Here is an 18,938-nt window from a genome sequence, read left to right on the forward strand (position 1 = left end):
GTTCCTATAAGCAATACATAAATTATTCATAAGGGCACAACATTGTTCATACGTGTCAACTTAACGTGAAACCCTTGCCAAGACGTGATGACCGAATTATCTCACCTACCATCACGATCCGCGTCACCCCACCCCAGCTTTGCTAACGCAAAACTTCCCCTCCCCGTAAACGGGGAGGGGATAAAGGGGTGGGGTAAAACGCTTGTGGGATAAGCCTTTTAACTTAAGTTGACACCAATGAACATTGTTGTGCCCCTACCCATCTTTCGCATTCTGTTTTCAAGTTGGTATTAGTATAGATATGTAGTTTGAAACATACACAGCAATACTAATAAGTTTATAAGAGCGATCGCAAAATCCACAATTTCTTGATCTGTGGCTAGTTTAATCTATCCGACAGCGCCCCTGAGTATTACAAAGTCGCTCTTGACGCTCTTGCACAACCGTTTCTAACGTCGGTCGTCCTGTGATAGCGAGTCGCCATTTTGCCCAAATTCCATAGAGAAAATCTGCGATCGCACCCACAATCGGTAACTTGGTTACACTATATACCCACCCCATCCCCAAAATTGCGTAAACACGCCGAAACACTTCAACATTTTGTACCACTGTTCCATCTGCTAAAACTGCATGGATGCGCCCCATAGCTGTTTCAAAATCTACTCCGCCATGTTCTTCGGGGTTATAGTCATCGTCTGCAATATCGACAAAATGCACTAACCCCCGACCCGCATCTCGTTTTTGGAGAAAATTCACCTCGCGCATACACAAAGGACATTCCCCGTCATACAACAGCTCGATTTTCCATGCAGGTGCAGTAGATGCAGACTGGGTAAGGATTTCACTGGAAATAGAAGACATAAATGATTGTTAATTAAGTTTCTTGTACTTATATATTGTAGAAAATTTAAGAAATATAAAGTAATGTTTCGATAAATCATAGCGATAAATCATAGATAAAACTCATGTGTATTTTCACAAAACCCCCTAGATATAAATTTTTCTATATCTATCGAAGTAAATACTTATTCACAATTGTTTACAAACTCGAGTAAAATGACTTTATTCACAGATAAGTATTTTTTCTCATTGACATGATAGCGGATCGATTTCCCTGGCTTACCGCAATTGTTCTACTGCCACTGGTTGCTTCCCTGCTTATTCCTGCGCTGCCTGACAAAGATGGCACGCGCGTGCGGTGGTATGCCCTTGGCGTAGGTATCGCAGACTTTGTTTTGATGTGCTACGCCTTTTGGAAGCATTACGATGCGACCAGTGCTAGTTTTCAACTTATGGAAAATTATGCCTGGATGCCGCAGTTAGGTTTGAACTGGTCCGTATCGGTTGATGGGCTATCAGTCCCCTTGGTGCTGCTAGCAGGATTTGTCACCACACTCTCGATGTTTTCAGCGTGGCGAGTCGATCGCAGACCGAAACTATTTTACTTTTTAATGCTCGTGCTGTATTCGGCACAAATTGGGGTATTTGTTGCTCAAGACTTGCTGTTGTTTTTCATTATGTGGGAAGTCGAGCTGATTCCCGTCTACCTCCTGGTCTGTATTTGGGGTGGACAAAAGCGTCGTTACGCAGCCACAAAATTTTTGTTATATACAGCAGCAGCTTCTATATTTATTCTCGTAGCAGCACTGGCAATGGCGCTCTACGGTGGTGGCAATATAACCTTTGATATCGCTGCCTTGGGGATGAAAGAGTTTCCCCTCGGTCTAGAATTGCTGCTATATGCAGGATTATTAATAGCCTTTGGTGTTAAGCTCGCAATTTTCCCCCTACACACCTGGTTACCTGATGCCCACGGTGAAGCATCTGCTCCCGTATCGATGATTTTGGCTGGTGTATTGCTGAAAATGGGAGGATACGGGCTAATTCGTTTAAATTTGGAACTTTTACCCGACGCACACGTATACTTTGCACCTGTGTTAGCCATTCTGGGCGTTGTCAACATTATCTACGGTGCGTTGAACTCCTTTGCCCAGAGCAACATGAAGCGACGCTTGGCTTATTCGTCAATTTCCCACATGGGCTTTGTCCTACTGGGGATTGCGTCCTTCACAGATTTGGGAATCAACGGCGCAATGTTGCAGATGATTTCCCACGGTTTGATTGCATCAGTGCTGTTCTTCTTGGCAGGTGTGACTTATGACCGTACCCACACAATGGCAATGGACAGTATGGGCGGTATTGGTCAAGCAATGCCCAAAGTATTTGCTCTGTTTACAATTGGTGCAATGGCTTCCCTAGCTCTACCTGGTATGAGTGGCTTTGCTGGTGAACTTGCGGTATTTGTTGGTTTGACTACCAGTGATATTTACAGTTCTACCTTCTGCACAGTCACAGTTTTCCTAGCGGCTGTAGGAGTTATCCTCACACCCATCTATCTACTTTCCATGCTGCGCCAGGTATTTTACGGCACTGGTGCAGAACTTACTTGCAACCTTACAGATGGCGGATTGCAGAATCAGGAAGCAGAAGAAGCAGTTTGTTTTGGTACAGATTGCGTGGTACCTACCGAAGCAGTATATAGAGATGCTAGCCCCAGGGAAGTGTTTATTGCTGCCTGTTTTATCGTGCTGATTATCGGCATTGGTTTTTATCCCAAGGTAGCTATGCAGATGTACGATGTGAAGACTGTGGCAGTAAATGCTCAGGTTCGCCAGTCTTATACCGTCATCTCCCAATCGAATCCCCGGATTTATGCTAATGGATTTTTAGCGCCGAAGATTGCAGAGGCTGAAGTAGCACCAGTTTTGGCAACAATGAAGTAAGCTTTTCGACCTCTATTATCTGTTGAAAATGTAGCGATCGCTCTTTGTTGGGCGATCGCTTTTTTTGCTTATATAGCTATATAAAACATCTATCTTTAGATATAAATTATTCAAAATGCTTTGTTACCTCTACACTTCCCATGAAGGATTGACTTGAATTAATTTAAATATGTTATGATTTGTAACGTCACTCTAATTTACTCCCCAGTAGATTATTTGCTGGCTTAAGCTAAAATAGCTTAATTTAGAGGTATAAAGCCAATTAAATCAAGTAAAATTTTTGCACAAAAGATTTTTGCTTAATAAAGTTAACTTTTCGTTAACTATTGATTCACATATATTTAAATTCGGAATTTTTCGTAATTACTGAGATAAATATATTGAATCCTGAGCATTAATTTGACTTGATGCCAGATGAATAATACTATCATCCTCAATAGAAGGTAGTCAGTCATCTTCGTTTTTAGCCATTTTATAATTTGGGACTAATGCTAAAAAGCAACGATTTGAGTATTAATTATGGTTGTAATCTCAAATGTCAGCCCGAAGATAGACAATATGAGTAATTTACTAAGATAGGATTTTTGCACAGTCGAAAAATCGGAAAATGGTTAGATAAAAATACAGTGGAGTTAATTATCATTTAGGTAAAATTACTCAAATTCCACTGTGATTCTGAGACAAATAGAATGTAGCCAGTAGCCAGAGAAGGTTTAATAGTAATGCTAAAAAACAGCGAACTTAGGGTAAATCAGGGTGCTAATCTCAAATTAAAGCTGGGAGAACAACGATACGAATTTTTCTCCAGGACAGAAGTTTTACGAAATTGCACAATTGGCAAGCCATTAAAGTTAAACATAGTGGTATAAATCTGAATTCAGATGAATGTTATTGTCATTAAAGTCAACAATCCCAAAGGAAAGAATGCAAGCGTTATGACGCGATATTGCAAATTGGACTAGTTGACTAGTTTAGAGGTTCTGCTGAATGAAAGATTAAGCCACCTACAGAATTTACTCAAATGAATGGTGTTGTTTAATAACAATGCCAGACAGTAATACAAGTCAGCTTTTTTATAAAAAGCTTGCTTTGTGATGCCTTTAATCTCAAAAATTAAAGAGTATTATTTCCTGCTGACGTGCATTAGGGTAAACCGGAATTATTACCAAAATTCCACAATTTTTTAATTTGCATAGAGGTCAAAAGACATGAATAATGTTCAAGCATCATTTGCAGCTACAGAAACTGCATTTCACGTCCAAGGTTACGAAAAAATCGATTTTAGTCTTGTCTATGTGAACGGTGCATTTAATGTTCAAAACCGGGAAATTGCTGATAGTTATGCAAAATTTGGTCGCTGTTTAACTGTAATTGATGCCAATGTTTATGAACTTTACGGCGAGCAAATCAGGTCATATTTTAAGCACTATGACATTGACCTAACAGTATTTCCCATCATCATTACTGAACCAGCTAAAACCCTGGCTAGTTTTGAAAAAATTGTTGATGCTTTTTCAGATTTTGGCTTAGTTCGTAAAGAACCAGTCTTAGTAGTTGGTGGCGGTTTAATTACTGATGTGGCTGGGTTTGCTTGCGCTGCTTACCGTCGCAAGAGTAACTACATTCGCATTCCTACCACGTTGATCGGTTTAATCGATGCAGGTGTAGCGATTAAAGTAGCTGTGAATCATCGCAAGTTAAAAAATCGCTTGGGAGCATATCATGCACCTTTGAAAGTTATCCTCGATTTCTCATTTTTGCAAACCTTGCCAACGGCTCAAGTTCGTAATGGGATGGCGGAGTTAGTAAAAATTGCTGTAGTTGCTAACTCAGAAGTTTTTGAACTGCTATACGAATATGGTGAAAAATTGCTTTCCACTCACTTTGGACATGTGAATGGAACACCAGAAATCAAAGAGATTGCCCATAAAGTCAACTATGAAGCAATCAAAACTATGTTGGAATTAGAGACGCCAAACTTGCATGAAATCGACCTCGATCGCGTCATTGCCTACGGTCATACTTGGAGTCCTACCCTAGAATTAGCGCCGCGTGTACCTCTATATCATGGTCACGCCGTCAATATAGATATGGCTTTGTCTGCAACCATTGCTGCACAACGAGGTTATATTCCCACAACAGAACGCGATCGCATCCTCGACTTGATGAGTCGTATAGGTCTATCACTCGATCACCCTCTATTAGATGGGGATTTACTCTGGTATGCCACCCAATCTATTTCCCTGACACGAGACGGCAAACAACGCGCCGCCATGCCTCGTCCGATTGGTGAGTGCTTCTTTGCTAACGATTTGACTCGTGAAGAACTAGATGGAGCCTTAGCTGAACACAAACGTCTTTGTGCTAAATACCCTCGTGGTGGAGCAGGTGTTGACGCATACATTGAACCCCAAGAAGTTCAATTAGTGGGAGTTTAAAAAGATGACGAGTATTATAGAACTCCCTCCTGCTAGACCAATCACACCACACAGTATCTTAGTAGCCCAACTACAGCAAACCCTGAAATTAGCACAACAGCAAAACATTCCCGCAGAGATATTAGATTCTCTACAGCAAGCGGTGCAATTAGCAGCGGGTTTAGATCCTTACTTAGATGAATACACCACCCTAGAATCAAGCGCATTAGCAGCATTGGCACAAAGAACCAACCAAGAAGACTGGAGCAAACGCTTTAGTGATGGGGAAACAGTGCGTCAACTAGAACAGGAAATGCTCTCTGGACATCTTGAAGGACAGACATTGAAAATGTTTGTTTACATGACCAAAGCCAAGCGCATTCTCGAAGTAGGAATGTTTACAGGGTATTCAGCCTTGGCAATGGCAGAAGCATTACCAAGGGATGGACAACTCATAGCTTGCGAAGTAGATGCTTATGTTGCTCAATTTGCTCAAGCTTGCTTTGATGCATCTCCCGATGGTCACAAAATCGTCGTTGAAGTAGCTCCTGCTCTAGAGACACTCTACAAGCTAGCAGCAAACAAAGAATCATTTGATTTAATCTTCATCGATGCCGATAAAAAGGAGTATGTAGAGTACTTCCAGACCATCTTGGATAATAACTTACTAGCTCCCGACGGCTTAATCTGCGTGGATAATACTTTGTTGCAGGGACAAGTTTACCTACCACTAGAACAACGCACCGCCAACGGACAAGCGATCGCTCAATTTAACTCTGTTGTCGCCGCAGATTCTCGTGTAGAGCAAGTTCTGTTACCCATACGAGATGGTGTGACTCTGATTAGACGGGTAGCGTGAAACAATTTTGGATTTTGGATTTTGGATTTTGGATTAAAATTTCCTCAATCCAAAATTGAAACTTTAAAATCTCAAATTTGCTAACGAAAACTGGGAATTAGTTTGTAGAGATGTTGCAATGCAACGTCTCTACAATCAACACAAAGGAAAGACTTATGGCACAATCAATTTCTTTATCTTTGCCTTCATCTACAACACCCTCAACGGGTGTGAGGGTGAAGATAGTGGCTCTATTCAAGACTCTCGGTACTCTGACATTATTACTAATAGCCTTGCCATTCAATGCTTTGATAGTGTTGATAGCTTTGCTGTGGGGAATTGCGCGATCGCCTTTTACTAAAAAAGCTGTCGTCGCCGCTAATCCTCAAACTATCTTGGTAAGTGGAGCCAAGATGACCAAAGCCTTGCAACTTGCGCGTAGTTTTCATGCCGCCGGACATAGAGTTATTCTCATTGAAGGTCACAAATACTGGTTATCTGGCCATAGATTTTCCCAAGCCGTAAGTCGTTTTTATACAGTTCCCGCACCGCAATCAGATCCAGAAGCTTATATTCAGGCGCTAGTAGAAATCGTCAAGAAAGAAAAAGTTGACATTTATGTACCTGTATGCAGTCCTGTAGCTAGTTACTACGACTCTTTAGCAAAGCCTACACTATCAGAATACTGCGAAGTTTTCCACTTTGATGCAGATATTACCAAGATGCTAGATGATAAATTTGCTTTTACCGATAAAGCGCGATCGCTTGGTTTATCTGTTCCCAAGTCTTTTAAAATTACCGACCCGCAACAAGTTATCAATTTCGATTTTAGTCAAGAAACTCGCAAATATATACTTAAAAGTATTGCTTACGACTCCGTTCGCCGCTTAGATTTAACTAAACTTCCTTGCGACAGCCCAGAAGAAACAGCCGCCTTTGTTAATAGTTTACCCATCAGTCCAGAAAATCCTTGGATTATGCAAGAGTTTATTCCTGGGAAAGAGTTCTGTACACATAGTACAGTCCGGGATGGGGAATTAAGATTGCATTGCTGTTGTCACTCTTCTGCATTTCAAATCAACTATGAAAACGTCGAAAATCCCCAAATTCGTGAATGGGTGCAACAATTCGTCAAAAGTTTGCGCCTAACTGGACAAGTTTCTTTCGACTTTATCCAAGCCGAAGACGGTACAGTTTACGCTATTGAATGCAATCCCCGTACCCATTCAGCAATCACCATGTTTTACAATCATCCTGGTGTGGCAGAGGCCTATTTTGGTAAAACTCCTTTAGCTGCACCGCTGGAACCCTTGGCAAGTAGCAAGCCTACTTACTGGATATATCACGAAATTTGGCGATTAACTAATATCCGTTCCTGGAAACAATTGCAAACCCGGTTGAATATCCTATTCAGGGGAACTGATGCGATTTTCCGCCTTAATGACCCTGTACCATTTTTGACTTTGCATCATTGGCAGATTCCCTTACTTTTACTTCAGAATCTCCAAAAACTCAAAGGCTGGGTAAAAATAGACTTCAACATTGGCAAACTGGTGGAATTAGGTGGCGATTAAAAGACTATTTTCATCTTGTTTTAGTGTCTTTGTTTTCATCACAAAGACAGTAGTAACAATTATAAGCAATTAGAGCCATTTTCATCCAATAACCACAGTGAACGTGGGGGCGCAAGGCCTTGCGCCTCCGCGTGGTCTATTCAACTGAAAAACACTGTAAAGTAATTGTGTCCCTCGCTATCCTTTGGGCGATCGCCTACTTCTCAATATCGTAGGCATTAATGTGATTAAGCCCTGGTTCAGCTATTAATAGTTAACTCTTTTTTTCCCAAATATACATTTGACAAATGTCTCACGAGATATACAACATAAAAAATGCCCCTAAAAGTGTGATTTACTGTATGGCGAAAGCTGCGGGAATTACTTTAAATGAGTTATTAATGATAGCTATTAATGAAACCTTGGGGAATAATCAAAAGGCGCTATAAAATCAACAATTTATTGACAAAATTATCATGCCATAAGACTGAAATTATACATTATTCTTCGTAGGGGCACAGCATCCACAATCTTCTGGTATATACAATAATCTTACTTGTGTCGTGCCCCTACTGCGTGGTCTATTTACTTGAAAAACGCTGTAAAACTAACTTGGGACTGCAAGATTCCGGACTTCTTGAAGAAGTCCGGAATCTGACCCTTCCCATTACCCTGATTGATTGCTAGAATCAAAAATCTGGAAATCACTAGCACTCAAAGCAGGAGCACCAGAGATATTAGCAAAAAGCGCACCAGAGCCAAAACCCGCAGCACTACCATTTTCGTTATAGAACAAGCGACCACTACCACTGCTGTAAACAATCAAAGCATTGCTAATCGCTACCAGATTATCAGTACTAACACTAGCAAACTCACTCGCCACAGTAAAACCAACACCTAAGTCACTACTGACAGCAGTGAAAGTCAATTTATCTAAGTAAATCTTATCTACTCCTACAGCGAAATCAGAGATGGTATCGATGCCAAAATTAGCTGTACTAAAGGTTTTTTCATAAAAAACGAAGCCATCAGCACCAATACCACCAATTAACCGATCATTACCCGCACCACCAGTTAATAAATCATCTCCTGCACCACCGTTGAGATTGTCATTACCCGCGTTGCCATAGAGGGTGTCATTACCATATCCACCATCAAGGGTGTCATTACCATCTAAGCCGTAGAGAGAATTGTTAGCTGGATTACCGATGATGTTATTGTTAATGGCATTGCCTATACCCACCTCAGCATATTGAAGGGTGAGGTCCTCAACGTTCGCAGCCTTATCCTCCAAACTATAATCAACCCAGGCATACACAATATCTTTACCACTATTGGTATTTTCAATGATGGTATCACTAGTATTATTCACAACGTAAGCGTCATTTCCTATACCACCAATGAGAGTATTTATCCCATTACCGCCATCAAGGGTGTCATTACCATCTAAGCCGTAAAGAGAATTGTTAGCGTCATTACCGATGATGTAATTGTTGATGGCATTGCCTATACCCACCACAGCATTACCACTAAGGGTGAGATCCTCAACGTTCGCAGCCTTAGCATCCAAACTATAATCAACTGAGGCAGATACAACATCTTTACCACCATCGATATCTTCAATGATGGTATCACTACTAATTCCCACAAAGTACTTGTCATTCCCAATACCGCCATACAGAGTATCATTACCAGCACCGCCATACAGCGTATCATTACCAGCACCACCGTTGAGAGTGTCATTACCATCTCCACCGTTGAGATCGTCATTGCCATCTCCACCGTTGAGAGAATTGTCAGCATTATTACCGATGATTTTATTGTTGATGGCATTGCCTATACCCACCACAGCATTACCTATAAGGGTGAGGTCTTCAACGTTCGCAGCCTTAGCATCCAAACTATAATCAACCGAGGCAAACACAACATCTTTACCAGCATTGGTATTTTCAATGATGGTATCACTAGTATTACTTATATTATATATATCATTTCCTATACCACCAATGAGAGTATTTGTACCACTACCACCATTGAGAATGTCATCACCAGTGCTGCCGTTGATACTGTCATCACCAGCACCACCATTGAGAGTGTCATTACCATCTCCACCATTGAGAGTGTCATTACCATCTCCACCGTTCAGGCCATTGTTCTTAGTGTTACCGATAATTATGTTGTTGAGACTGTTGCCCGTACCATAGATTGCAAATGTACCTATGAGAGTTAGATTCTCAACATTAGCGCCCAGTGTATGACTAACGGATGACTGAACTGTGTCTGTACCTTCATTAGCTTCTTCTGTAACGATATCTCCAAAGCTATCAACTATGTAAGTATCGTCACCTCCACCACCCTTAAGAGTATCGTTACCTACGCCACCATTCAGGGTATTGTTGCTAATGTTACCTGTAATTGTATTGTCGAGACTATTACCAGCAGCATTGATTGCAAATGTACCTATGAGAGTTAGATTCTCGACATTAGCGCTTAGGGTATAACTAACAGATGACTTAACTGTATCTATACCTTCATTAGCTTCTTCTGTAACGACATCTTTAAGGCTATCAACTATGTAAGTGTCGTCACCTCTACCGCCTCTAAGAGTATCGTAACTTACTCCACCATCGAGAGTATCATTACCTCTACCACCATACAGAACGTTAGCAGCACTATTACCAATAATTTCGTCATTACCATCACCACCAAAAGCATTTTCGATGATAGTTGTTGCGCTGATAGTCAAGACAGTTTGATTCAGGATACTTTGAGAACCTGGATTCAGGTTGATGTAGGATTTGGAAGTAATCGCTGCTGCATTAATTGTGTCAGTACCTGAACTATCTGTTAGTGTAGTTGCGCCATAAATGCCATACTCATTGGTGTAGAAATAAGTGTCATTCGCTGTATCTGTATCCCCATATAAATTTAATTTCCAACTATTGAGAATGCCGATATCTGTGGATTTTAGATCCTTGATTCTGAGCGTCCATTTGCCAGCACTGCTTTCTCCCCAGTGTTGCGTACTAGAGAGTTTAAACACAATATTATCTTCATCATCCTTCTGATTACCTGGTCGGTTGATCAATGTGCTGATAGTTCCCTTAGGAGAAATCAGTTCAACCACCAAATCACCCCGATAGGGATGAGTCAGATTAAGTTCTACTTCTACAAAATCAATTTCTATACCCGCAGCGACGTTAAAAGTATGACTAATTCCTGCTGTATTATTATCTGGAATAGTCCAACCTAATTGACCTGAAGCATAGGAAAAAGACTGCTCATTGTTAGATTGACTTTGTTTTTGCCAAGTTTCAGCCAAACGCACAGCAGCAAGAGCATCTACTAAGCCAAATCCAAAGTCATGGCTGGCGTGTAAACCCCCGCCATTCCAATTATTAGCGCCGTTAGTTTGCCAATCATATTTCTCTGCGCTGTAGAAATCGTTTTTGCGAGCAGAATAGGCAAGAATTTCTTGTATGTCTCGATAACCTAAATTACGATTGGCTTCGAGCATCAGAGCAATTACCCCAGAAACTTCAGGTGCAGCAGCTGAAGTGCCATTAAACGAGTCAGTATAGTCTCCTGGGTCGTCTCCTTCAGATCCTTGGCGATCTGTAGTCACAATACTACCAGGAACCCCACTACCAAAAGCTGAAACTAGAATAGAAGCCCCTGGAGTACTGTAAAAAGACGCTGTACCATTATCATTGAGTGCCGCTACACTAATGACATAGCGAGAGTTTTGTATGTTGTGATAATTAGTATTCTCGCCCTTCTCACGGCTATTTCCTGCTGACCAAACGATCGCTGTTCCTAATCCATTACGCCCAAACTGAGCAGCATCTTGAATAGCATGGGCTATTGGGGCAAAACTGGGGTCAAGAAAATTATCCGTAAAGCCGTAGGTGTAACCCCAGCTATTATTAGCCACATCAACATTGCGTAAGCGCTGCAATGCTCGAATCTTGCTACTACCATCATCCTCAAAGCTAAACCGGAAGGAAGCTAAGGTAGAGCCATAGGCTACACCTACACCACCAATACCATTTCCTGCAGCTGCACCAATAATACCTGCAACAGAAGTAGCATGAGCAGCTTCGCCAGCTAGAGGGTAAGGATTACCACTATTAGTAACGCCATCATAGTCGATAGAAGTATTGTAATTTGGAGCTAAATCAGGATGATCGTATTCAACTCCACCTTCAAAAACACCAACTGTAACACCGCGTCCTATATAGTCATTCCAAACATTAACTACGTTGAGATCCATACCAGGAACACCACCGGACTGCCCTGGATTGTAGAGATACCATTGATATTGAAATAAGGGATCGGAAGGAAAAGTAGGCATAAGTTTTTGATTTTGACAATTGAATCTAGGATGAATTTACAAAGTAAAGGCAACACAGAAATTAGCCGTTTATGAACATATCCGACTAATAAATTTCTGTTAATACAGATGTGAATCTGGCTAGGCAAAGAAAAGCATTGAAACAGGCTACAATTCTTTGCTATTTAACAAATATTCCGCAGTATTTTCATTGAAACCATGCTGCGAAACAACACTCTTATTGAAAAAGTGTCAGCAAAATTTTAATTGGTCTATGCCAATTTTTCTTGGTCTAACAAATTCGCTCAGAGAAATGTGGGCGGATACCACGCTGGTGCAAAACGTGCAGTCTTGCTTGTGAAAAATAACCCTTGTCAGCAGCCAGAATTTCGACTCGTTTGCCAGATATACCCGATTTATTGGTTTTGACTTTGATACTGTCGAGAATGGGTATAACCTGTTCTCGTTCAATTTTATTAGCTGCTGTGGTGTGGTTCGTGCTTGGACAGACCATTACCATCAACAGCATTTAGGTATCAAAATCCCTTGCTATTTATAATGCAAGTAAAGTATGAGGCTTGTGGATGCAACCTACTACTCAACTTTGTTTAGTAGTTTACTATATACTTTTATACTTTCCTAGAGAGCAGCTTGGTAGCGTATTATTACTGAATGGCTGTGAGATATACTTTTCATCGTCAAATAAATATATATACGTAAATAAACTTAACTATATTAACAATGGTAAAGGGAAAGGAGAAATGAGCGATCGCGCCCACAACCAGGGAATTAAAATCAACACCCAATACCCCAGTCTTTTTTGAAATTGGTATAACCACTGAGAAACTCCTGGCTTCGTGGCTGAGGATTTTTAACCATGCCTCTACATACTCAAATTAGTTGTTATCTTTTCATCTAATTTGTTGGTAATTCACGAAATTTATTTATAAATTTTTTCTTGATTTCTAGCCAAAAAATATGTATTTATACTGAGGTTTTCAATGAAGTATTATCCGTCATTTTTATCTGCTTCTCAGTACTTTACTTAAGAGATAGCAGGTAATAAATTCAGATTTTTTGCCTAAAAAAAGTAAAAATCAGGAAAATTGGTAACTTTTATAAAGTATTTATATTTATATTTAAATTACTTAAATTAATTCATTAAACAAAGACAATAAATAATTAAAGATTTAATTAGTTTTAATTCAAAAAAATTCTTGCTTACTTAAAATTAAATTCACTAAATTTATAAGTGAAATTACTAAAAAAATCAGTAGTATTTTCCTAGAAGAAATACTTAACTACATCTTTTATGACCAATTTATTTAAAGAGGAAGAATTTTTAATACCTGTTAATACCGTAGAAGCGAAGTCAGGGAACTCGAATCGTCTACTGTTGGGAATAATGTTTGTGGCTTTAGGTGCAACAGCGACGGTAGCGGGTGCAACATCCATTCGATACCGCCTGACAAACATAGTTGTAGATAATGTAGCAATCAACGGTCGGATTGTGCGTCTAACATCGCCGATCAATGGCAGCATGGAAGCTTTTTATGCCAAACCGGGTGTAGCAGTCAAATCAGGACAAGTACTAGGGCGTATTAACACCCAAACCACTTTCTCTGAACAAAATCAAGAACAACAGCTAAGCTTGCAATTACAAAAAGCGCAAGATGAACGTATGCGTTGGCAGCTGGAAAATTCACAGTTAGCGGGGGAAGTGCAATCCTATGCGACTCAGCTAGTGGGAGCAAGGCAATCCTTAGATCTGTTCAAAAACCAATTGCAAACTTTAGAAAATCAATACCAAGCTGTACAGGGTGTTGATATCAAACTTTCCAGAGAAACCGTCAATCAACAACAAGCGGCTGTAGACGCAGCAGTTGCGAAAGCCACATCTGCAAAAGCAGATTATCAACGTTACGAACAACTTTTAGCCGCAGGTGCTGTATCTCAACAACAAGTAGATAAGCTGCGCTTTGCTTGGCAATCTGCTAATGCGGAAGTTAAGCAAATACAAGCTAACCTGCGTTTTGCTAAAGCGTCGCTGAGTGCTTCTCAAACAGGTGTTGCTTTTAGTCAACAAGATCATCTTGCAGATAGCCTTTCCGAACGGCGGGCGAAATTGCTACAGGCTATTCAAGAACAACAAATGCATGTAAATACTTTAGAAACCAAACTTGCCAGTGGCAAACAGCAACTCAATCGCAGTCTTAACTTCGCTCAAAATAACCCCAATCAGGCAATTTTAGCCAATAAAATGGGCAATAATCCGCAATTACAAGCTATTACTGCACCCTTTGCTGGTGTGATTTACAGCACTGAACGCGAACAAGGCGAACAAGTAAATCAAGGGCAACCAGTTCTGACTTTGCTAGACTGCAATGATTTGTGGTTAGAAACAGTAATTCGGGCAGAGGATGCTAGTAATATAGATACTCAAAAGCCTGTTAAGGTAAAATTTGCCGGTGAGGCGCAAACCTTATCTGGGGAAGTTGATATTATTCAGCCGATTAGTAGCATCCAAGGTATTGAAGAGCGTTCTAAACTGATGCAGGTACAAGCACTTTTACCGACTATTCCACCAAATTTAGTGGGGAAACCATTAGCGCGGGTAACTGTGAAAATGCCTCCTCCACCAGCACATACTCAATCTCAACGATTCTGCGGCTTGGGACTAACAGCAAGTTTGACTTTTAGCAAAAAATAAGTATTTGTCATTTGTTATTTCCTCAGAAGATGTCGTTGATACTACATGAAAAATTGGACTAAAACTCTTTTACCCTACATCAATTGGATAGGGATAATATTAATTTCTGCCTTGGGTTTTATTGGCTTAAACTGGCTCCGCAATCCTGATAAATTAGCCGTGTTGGGTTTATCAGGCTTAATAACTATTGGTACAATTGGAACTTGGCGTTGGTCGTGGTGGATATTACAAGTATTGCGATCGCAAATTTATCTGCATATAGTATTTCCCCGTTGGCGGCGGCGAGCGAATAAAATTCCTTTAGAGAATTTACCTAAAGTTTGCTTTTTAGTCCCAACTTACAAAGAAAAACCTTGGATTACAGAACGAGTGTTTCGGGCGATCGCCAAAGAAGCGCAAACCCTCGCCGAACCGATAACTGTATTAGTGAGTAGCAGCAGTGATGCGGAAAATGCGGAAATTCTCCAAGTTATCCGATCAGTAGATCCTCATTTGAGTTCGATTCGCCTGATTCAAATGGTGCAAACTGGCGAAGGTAAACGCAAAGCTATGGCTGAGGGTTTACGAGAACTCGCCCGTCTCAATTTACCAGCAGATACTGTTGTTGCTTTGATGGATGGCGACTCAGAAATTACACCGGGAACTTTACGCAAATGTTTACCTTTGTTTCGGATGTTTCCCAAAATGGGAGCATTAACCACAGATGAATTACCCATTGTTACAGGCTCTTATATATTTTCTGAGTGGTTTCACTTACGACTAGCCCAAAGACATTACCAAATGAGTTCGGTTTCCTTGTCGCGGAAGGTAATGTGTTTGACTGGAAGATTTTCTTTATTTCGGGCCGAAGCGGCTTTGCATCCTTCATTTGCTAAGCAATTAGAAATTGATACTTTGGATGATTGGTTATGGGGAAAGTTTAAGTTTCTGTCTGGAGATGACAAAAGTACCTGGTTTTGGTTGCTGAAACAAGGTTACGACATGATTTATGTCCCGGATACGATAGTTTACTCAATTGAGACAATTTCCGGGTCATTGGTAGACCGAGCCTACCAAAATATGCGCCGTTGGTATGGTAATATGCTGCGGAACAGCGATCGCGCGATCGCACTTGGCCCCGAAAAAAATGGCTGGTTTATGTGGTGGTGTCTCATCGATCAACGCATCAGCTATTGGACTTCTTTAATTACACCGGGCTTATTAATAATTGCTTTGCTTCAAGGCCAGTGGTTAGCAGCAGGTATTATTAGTTCTTGGATTTTGTTTAGTCGTCCTTTGATGCTAGTTGTTGTCTTCTGGAAACGCCAATCTCAGCTTAAGCCAATTCATTTTCCTTTATTGTTACTTTCGCAATGGAGTTCTGCTTTAGTTAAAATTTGGACACAGATGAATCTGGCTCAACAAAAATGGACAAATCGCGGTAATCAAAGTATTTCTGCTGAAGGTTCCGGCTGGGTGCGCTGGATTAAAATTAGCACCTCGCGGTTTCTGCTACTTTCCCAAATGTTTTGTTTTGTAATTGTATTATTATCCCTAGCAAATATTGTCAATCCTCTCCAAGATTTAGCTGGAGTTTTGTGGGATAGCCAAGCTAAAGCTGCATCTCCCACCCAAATAATTGCAGCCATAGATCAAGGAATTTATCCCAACGATGGCAAAGATGATTCCGCAGCTTTACAAGCCTTGATCAATCATCAACCTAGTGAAGGTAAGGTGCAAATTAACTTACCAATTGGGGAAATTGAATTATTTCACCCCTTGCAAATTCAACGTAGCAATATAACTATTCAAGGACAAGGTGTAGGGCGGACTATTTTGCAAGCTAACTTTAATTCCCAAAAGGCAGATGCAGTAATTTCCATTCATCCTCATCATGGTAAGCATTCTGTAAAACAGACAATTAAAAATGTTCATCTCAGGGGATTCACACTCATACATAACCAGATGAAACCAGAAAATGATGCTTTGAAAGGTATCGTTTTAGAAAAAGTAGCTCAAAGTGAAATTAAACATCTGGAAATTAAGTCAATGGCTGGACGTTCTTTAGTATTGCAAAATAGCCAAAATATTCAGGTTGAATATGTGACGATGGACTCTAATTAAAGTTGACTAGTTTCGACTTCCCTGCGGGACGCTACGCGCTAAGCGTAAAGCCTACGGCATAGCTTCGCTTAGGGCGCAGCCTCTCCGACAGGAGAAGCTATGCCGAAGGGCTTTACGCTCAACTCTCGATTACTCAGTTGGTTGAGCGAAGCGATGCACTGAAAGCGCTCTGATCAATTTATAACTAGAATTCACCATAGGATTTAGAAACAGAACTAATCTCAACAAGTACTACAACCAATTATTGGTTGTATTTTTATTTACCATCTGTTGGCTAAAGTAGTTGGTAGTGATTCCTGTAGGTGAAGTTCAAGTTACTTAATTTTAATTTATTTGTAGATTTTAATGATAACTGGTTAGATTTCATCTTGATTTCATTATGATTTGTCATGCTAGTAGATAGAGGTGATATACCTCTTAGCAAAAACATCTCTGACAATTTTAACCCTATAAGGGCAAGCTAATTGCTTACTTCTCCTGATTACCGATTGTATTAAGGGGGTAGTTAAATATGGCTTTGCTACGTTTTAAAACATCTATTAAGAGCCAATTCATTTATAAAAAAGGAATTGGTAATTTAGCTGACGTATTTAATTATTTTGGAAACAAGTATGAACAGATTATTAATTTACGCTATTGTATTAAGTCTGGGTAGCACAGCTATTATTGCTCCTAGCTATGCAAGTGTTAGAACAGATAATGCTAGGGTTCCCCATATTGATGGAAATACACAATTCCCTCCCACACGCTGGGGAATTTTTAAACATACTTTCCGGTTACACGTTCCGCAAAATAGCAAAGCTGTTACCCAAATAATTATCAAAGTTCCAGACAATGTAACTGTGAATAATGACCTTATAAATATTGATGTGGTGGATGAAAATGAACATAAGATTAACACTAATGTGTCTGTGAACGGTAAAACAATACTACTAGCTTTTCCCGAACCAGTTGCTCCCAACACTAAGTTTAATATTGAGCTTAAAAAGATAAAAAAACGAAATCTTGGTAATGCTTATCTCTACAGTTTTTCGGTTAAAGAGGTTAGCATTGATGCACCCATTCCTATAGGTGTTGCTTGGTTTCGTATTTACTAAGTAGCCGTCATGAACTGCGTACACCAGGATGGATGAAAAAGGGACTAGGGACTAGGGGCTAGTATTTTTTACTTAGTACACAGCACTTTTTCAAGCTAGGTCGGCGTTAAAAATTGTCGTTACGAAAAGGTAGATAGCAGATGGGAAGAGATTTTTAGGAAAATTTACTTTTCGTTACAAAATAGTGGTTTTTTTACGCCTCTCTACTTAATCAAATTTTTTCACTAACAAAGTTAGGTATTTCATTCATTTTCAATAATTGGACAGATAGTTGAATGATGATTATCAGGTTTGATTTCCCAGCCAGAAAGCAACCCTGATAATTCTTGCCTTAAAATCAGTAATTGACGAATTTGTTCATCAATAGCTTTTACCTTGTCTTCTAGTCTAATCTTGATATGCTCACAAGGTAATTCACCGCTATCATGAACATTTAAAAATTCCTTAATCTCTGACAAGCTTAATCCTAGGCTTTGAGCGCGTTTAATAAAGTGCAGTCGCTCCAAAACATCAGAGTTAAATAATCTAAATCCCCCTTCGGTTCTGCCTGATGATTTGAGTAAACCAAGTTCTTCATAGTAGCGAATAGTTTTAATGGGTACGCCGCTTTCTTTGGCAACTACACCAATCTGTTTTCCTTCTGCTTGGGCTAACATACTTACCAAACTTTGAGTGAGATATGATTGCTAATCTTATAGTAAACTCTCCATTTAACTGGAGAGTCAAGCAGAAAAAATATTATTCCATTAAGTTTATCGAAAGCGGCTTTGGGCTTGTGGCGGGACACAGTAATTTCTTCCCCATGCCCCAAAAACTCCACCCACAAGGGGATGGAGTTTTTCATAGGGACTTGCAAGTAAAAAAATATTCCATTGCTATCGTTCACTGTTCACTGTTGACGGTTGACTGTTAACTGTGAACCGTCAACCGTCAACGACTTTAACGGAATAATTTATTTTTTGGAGTTCCCTTATGTGCTTACCCGGCTAGTCAAAATTAGCGAATTTATTAGTTGAAATTACGGAAGATTTATTATAGCTTTATATTTTCTTTGCAAAATGTAGATAATTCTTTATGATTTTTATACAAAATTTGAAATATTAC

13 protein-coding genes are annotated in these 18,938 nt (G+C 40.0%); 9 read left to right on the top strand and 4 right to left on the bottom strand.

What is annotated here, in order from left to right:
- Nucleotides 1-384: 384 nt before the first annotated feature.
- Nucleotides 385-861, bottom strand: a complete 477-nt coding sequence (locus tag AACU32_RS03150) for a thiol-disulfide oxidoreductase DCC family protein (protein ID WP_096597784.1) — start codon at nt 859-861, stop codon at nt 385-387.
- 233 nt (nt 862-1,094) lie between these two features.
- Between AACU32_RS03150 and AACU32_RS03155 the strand changes: the two genes are divergently transcribed.
- From AACU32_RS03155 to AACU32_RS03175, 5 genes are all read left to right on the top strand, one after another.
- Complete coding sequence (locus tag AACU32_RS03155; RefSeq protein WP_096597786.1) at nt 1,095-2,783, top strand: NAD(P)H-quinone oxidoreductase subunit 4; 1,689 nt, start codon at nt 1,095-1,097, stop codon at nt 2,781-2,783.
- A 1,208-nt stretch (nt 2,784-3,991) separates the two neighbouring features.
- Nucleotides 3,992-5,221 (top strand): sedoheptulose 7-phosphate cyclase, encoded by a 1,230-nt coding sequence (locus AACU32_RS03160; RefSeq protein ID WP_096597788.1) that lies wholly within the window; start codon nt 3,992-3,994, stop codon nt 5,219-5,221.
- Between the two features lie 4 nt (nt 5,222-5,225).
- Nucleotides 5,226-6,059, top strand: a complete 834-nt coding sequence (locus tag AACU32_RS03165) for an O-methyltransferase (RefSeq protein ID WP_096597790.1) — start codon at nt 5,226-5,228, stop codon at nt 6,057-6,059.
- A gap of 155 nt (nt 6,060-6,214) precedes the next feature.
- The gene (locus AACU32_RS03170) at nt 6,215-7,612 is read left to right on the top strand and encodes an ATP-grasp domain-containing protein (protein WP_096597792.1); all 1,398 of its coding nucleotides are present in this window, start codon (nt 6,215-6,217) and stop codon (nt 7,610-7,612) included.
- A 287-nt stretch (nt 7,613-7,899) separates the two neighbouring features.
- Entirely contained in the window at nt 7,900-8,040 is a 141-nt protein-coding gene (locus AACU32_RS03175; RefSeq protein ID WP_339377455.1) for a hypothetical protein, read from the top strand.
- Nucleotides 8,041-8,258: 218 nt separating this feature from the next.
- On the opposite strand, the gene AACU32_RS03180 is transcribed toward AACU32_RS03175, so the two are convergent.
- Together AACU32_RS03180 and AACU32_RS03185 are read right to left on the bottom strand one after the other, a co-directional pair.
- Nucleotides 8,259-11,945: a S8 family serine peptidase gene (locus tag AACU32_RS03180; protein ID WP_096597794.1), complete on the bottom strand. Its 3,687-nt coding sequence runs from the start codon at nt 11,943-11,945 to the stop codon at nt 8,259-8,261.
- A 271-nt stretch (nt 11,946-12,216) separates the two neighbouring features.
- Nucleotides 12,217-12,438, bottom strand: coding sequence for a hypothetical protein (locus AACU32_RS03185; protein ID WP_096597796.1), 222 nt, complete (start codon nt 12,436-12,438; stop codon nt 12,217-12,219).
- Between the two features lie 70 nt (nt 12,439-12,508).
- Here AACU32_RS03185 and AACU32_RS03190 point away from each other — a divergent pair, with 70 nt between their 5' ends.
- From AACU32_RS03190 to AACU32_RS03205, 4 genes are all read left to right on the top strand, one after another.
- Nucleotides 12,509-12,748, top strand: coding sequence for a hypothetical protein (locus tag AACU32_RS03190; protein ID WP_339377456.1), 240 nt, complete (start codon nt 12,509-12,511; stop codon nt 12,746-12,748).
- A 488-nt stretch (nt 12,749-13,236) separates the two neighbouring features.
- Nucleotides 13,237-14,634 carry an HlyD family secretion protein gene (locus tag AACU32_RS03195; protein WP_096597798.1) on the top strand — a complete coding sequence of 466 codons (1,398 nt, stop codon included), beginning with the start codon at nt 13,237-13,239 and terminating at the stop codon, nt 14,632-14,634.
- 45 nt (nt 14,635-14,679) lie between these two features.
- Nucleotides 14,680-16,737: a glycosyltransferase gene (locus tag AACU32_RS03200; RefSeq protein WP_096597800.1), complete on the top strand. Its 2,058-nt coding sequence runs from the start codon at nt 14,680-14,682 to the stop codon at nt 16,735-16,737.
- 611 nt (nt 16,738-17,348) lie between these two features.
- Nucleotides 17,349-17,834: a DUF2808 domain-containing protein gene (locus AACU32_RS03205; RefSeq protein WP_096597802.1), complete on the top strand. Its 486-nt coding sequence runs from the start codon at nt 17,349-17,351 to the stop codon at nt 17,832-17,834.
- A gap of 242 nt (nt 17,835-18,076) precedes the next feature.
- Here AACU32_RS03205 and AACU32_RS03210 read toward each other — a convergent pair whose 3' ends face one another.
- Nucleotides 18,077-18,490, bottom strand: a complete 414-nt coding sequence (locus AACU32_RS03210) for a heavy metal-responsive transcriptional regulator (RefSeq protein ID WP_096597804.1) — start codon at nt 18,488-18,490, stop codon at nt 18,077-18,079.
- Nucleotides 18,491-18,938 lie beyond the last annotated feature (448 nt).

It is taken from the genome of Calothrix sp. NIES-2100 (genome assembly GCF_963875285.1).
GTDB lineage: Bacteria > Cyanobacteriota > Cyanobacteriia > Cyanobacteriales > Nostocaceae > Aulosira.

Bases quoted from the DNA above. Each gene is read 5' to 3' on its own strand.
- AACU32_RS03150 (WP_096597784.1), bottom strand. From the start codon at position 861: ATGTCTTCTATTTCCAGTGAAATCCTTACCCAGTCTGCATCTACTGCA.
- AACU32_RS03155 (WP_096597786.1), top strand. From the start codon at position 1,095: ATGATAGCGGATCGATTTCCCTGGCTTACCGCAATTGTTCTACTGCCA.
- AACU32_RS03160 (WP_096597788.1), top strand. From the start codon at position 3,992: ATGAATAATGTTCAAGCATCATTTGCAGCTACAGAAACTGCATTTCAC.
- AACU32_RS03165 (WP_096597790.1), top strand. From the start codon at position 5,226: ATGACGAGTATTATAGAACTCCCTCCTGCTAGACCAATCACACCACAC.
- AACU32_RS03170 (WP_096597792.1), top strand. From the start codon at position 6,215: ATGGCACAATCAATTTCTTTATCTTTGCCTTCATCTACAACACCCTCA.
- AACU32_RS03175 (WP_339377455.1), top strand. From the start codon at position 7,900: ATGTCTCACGAGATATACAACATAAAAAATGCCCCTAAAAGTGTGATT.
- AACU32_RS03180 (WP_096597794.1), bottom strand. From the start codon at position 11,945: ATGCCTACTTTTCCTTCCGATCCCTTATTTCAATATCAATGGTATCTC.
- AACU32_RS03185 (WP_096597796.1), bottom strand. From the start codon at position 12,438: ATGGTCTGTCCAAGCACGAACCACACCACAGCAGCTAATAAAATTGAA.
- AACU32_RS03190 (WP_339377456.1), top strand. From the start codon at position 12,509: ATGCAACCTACTACTCAACTTTGTTTAGTAGTTTACTATATACTTTTA.
- AACU32_RS03195 (WP_096597798.1), top strand. From the start codon at position 13,237: ATGACCAATTTATTTAAAGAGGAAGAATTTTTAATACCTGTTAATACC.
- AACU32_RS03200 (WP_096597800.1), top strand. From the start codon at position 14,680: ATGAAAAATTGGACTAAAACTCTTTTACCCTACATCAATTGGATAGGG.
- AACU32_RS03205 (WP_096597802.1), top strand. From the start codon at position 17,349: ATGAACAGATTATTAATTTACGCTATTGTATTAAGTCTGGGTAGCACA.
- AACU32_RS03210 (WP_096597804.1), bottom strand. From the start codon at position 18,490: ATGTTAGCCCAAGCAGAAGGAAAACAGATTGGTGTAGTTGCCAAAGAA.